At 69.2% G+C, this 1,829-nt stretch carries 3 protein-coding genes; 1 reads left to right on the top strand and 2 read right to left on the bottom strand.

The genetic code is table 11. The features are described 5' to 3' along the window. Window positions 1-786: NAD(P)(+) transhydrogenase (Re/Si-specific) subunit beta (locus tag PLL68_RS14630; protein WP_324535333.1), on the top strand; the 786-nt coding region annotated here is incomplete at its 5' end. Window positions 787-793: 7 nt separating this feature from the next. On the opposite strand, the gene PLL68_RS14635 is transcribed toward PLL68_RS14630, so the two are convergent. Both PLL68_RS14635 and PLL68_RS14640 read right to left on the bottom strand, forming a co-directional pair. Continuing rightward, window positions 794-1,471 (bottom strand): HAAS signaling domain-containing protein, encoded by a 678-nt coding sequence (locus PLL68_RS14635; RefSeq protein WP_324535335.1) that lies wholly within the window; start codon window positions 1,469-1,471, stop codon window positions 794-796. After that, window positions 1,468-1,812, bottom strand: a complete 345-nt coding sequence (locus tag PLL68_RS14640) for a PadR family transcriptional regulator (protein ID WP_324535337.1) — start codon at window positions 1,810-1,812, stop codon at window positions 1,468-1,470. The genes PLL68_RS14635 and PLL68_RS14640 overlap by 4 nt, the downstream gene beginning before the upstream one ends. Window positions 1,813-1,829 lie beyond the last annotated feature (17 nt).

Here is a 1,829-nt window from a genome sequence, read left to right on the forward strand (position 1 = left end):
GGCTGGCACCTCGTCGCCTCCATCGGTGGCGGCGACATGCCCGTGGTCGTGTCGATGCTCAACAGCTACTCCGGCTGGGCGGCGGCCGCGGCCGGGTTCCTGCTCGGCAACGACCTGCTCATCATCACCGGTGCACTGGTCGGTTCCTCGGGTGCGTACCTGTCCTACATCATGTGCAAGGCGATGAACCGGTCGTTCATCTCCGTCATCGCCGGCGGGTTCGGCGTCGAGGGTGGCACCGTGGCCGCTGACGTCGACTACGGCGAGCACCGCGAGATCACCGCCGAGGGTGCCGCCGCGATGCTGACCGATGCCCGCAGCGTGGTGATCACGCCCGGGTACGGCATGGCCGTCGCCCAGGCGCAGTACCCGGTGGCCGACCTGACCCGAAAGCTGCGCGAGCGCGGCATCGACGTGAAGTTCGCGATCCACCCGGTCGCGGGTCGACTGCCCGGGCACATGAACGTCCTGCTCGCCGAGGCGAAGGTCCCCTACGACATCGTCCTCGAGATGGACGAGGTCAACGACGACCTCAAGGACGTCGACGTCGTGCTCGTCATCGGCGCCAACGACACCGTCAACCCTGCGGCATCCGAAGATCCCTCCTCGCCCATCGCGGGGATGCCGGTCGTGCGGGTGTGGGAGGCGGCGAACGTCATCGTGTTCAAGCGCTCCATGGCCACGGGCTACGCCGGCGTGCAGAACCCGCTCTTCTTCAAGGAGAACTCGCAGATGCTGTTCGGCGACGCCAAGGACCGCGTCGAGGACATCATCAAGGCACTCTGAGCCTTTCTCAGGGCTCGAGGGCCACGGGGTTCTCGGCTTCGCGCCACGCGGCTCGACAGGCGAGGCCGACTGCGGCGACGGCAACGATCAGCACCAGCAGGGCGAAGGCTCCGACGATGGACGGGCCAGCCGGTTGCAGCATCACCAGTACTGCGAAGAAGCCGGTCGGGCCTGCCCAGATGAGGCGCTGGCGGGTGCGGCGCTGGAGGCCTTCGCTGGCGACGGCGCACCCCAGCCCGACCAGCCAGACGGGCGCGCAGAGAAGCATGAGGTAGAGCGCTTCGACTCCGTTGAGGGCGAAGAGGCTCACCTCCTCGGGCCAGCCGGGTTCGAGAGGGGTGACGCCCGCCTGCCGCAGACCGGTGACCTTGACCCAGAGCATGAGCAGGAGCCCTGGCAGCGTCGCCAGCGCGGTGGCCAGGCTCGCCACTCGGATGAGCCCCGAGGTCCGTCGCACGGCGCCGCTGGTGTTGGTGCGGGCCGCGGCTGCGACCTGCTCCGGCGGGCCGAGACGCAACAGCGTCGCGTTCACCACGGCATCCGACCCATGGCCAGCAGCGATCTCGGCGTCGAGGTGCTCTCGAACGGACGCGAGGATGTCGTCGCGCTCACCAGGGTCGATGTCGGCCAGCATGCGCGCGAGGTCGTCGAGGTAGGCCTCGACCTGCGGGTGGGTGCTGCTCATGGGTGTCCCCCTTCGAGTGCGGCGTCGACGGCGTCGCGAAACGTCGTCCAGGTCCGGCGGAACGCGGCGAGAGCGGTGCGGCCGTCGTCGGTCAGCGAGTAGTAGCGGCGAGGTGGCCCCGTGGTCGACTCCGCCCACGTCGTCTCGACCAGGCCCTGCTTCCGGAGGCGGGCCAGCAGGGGGTACAGCGTCCCCTCGCCGGAGAGCAGCACGTCATCGGCGCCGAGCCGACGGGCGATGTCGAGCCCGTAGAGCGCTTCGCCGTCGAGCATCGCGAGGATGACGTGCTCGAGAGCGCCGCGACGCAGGTGCGTCAAGATGACGCTGTCGCCGGGTTCCATGCGTCACAAGGTAGCAC

It is taken from the genome of Ornithinibacter sp. (assembly GCF_035443565.1).
Taxonomy (GTDB): Bacteria; Actinomycetota; Actinomycetes; order Actinomycetales; family Dermatophilaceae; genus Fodinibacter.

What these genes read in the sequence shown, in the direction of transcription:
- PLL68_RS14635 (WP_324535335.1), bottom strand. Translation starts at nt 1,471, where the DNA reads ATGAGCAGCACCCACCCGCAGGTCGAGGCCTACCTCGACGACCTCGCG.
- PLL68_RS14640 (WP_324535337.1), bottom strand. Translation starts at nt 1,812, where the DNA reads ATGGAACCCGGCGACAGCGTCATCTTGACGCACCTGCGTCGCGGCGCT.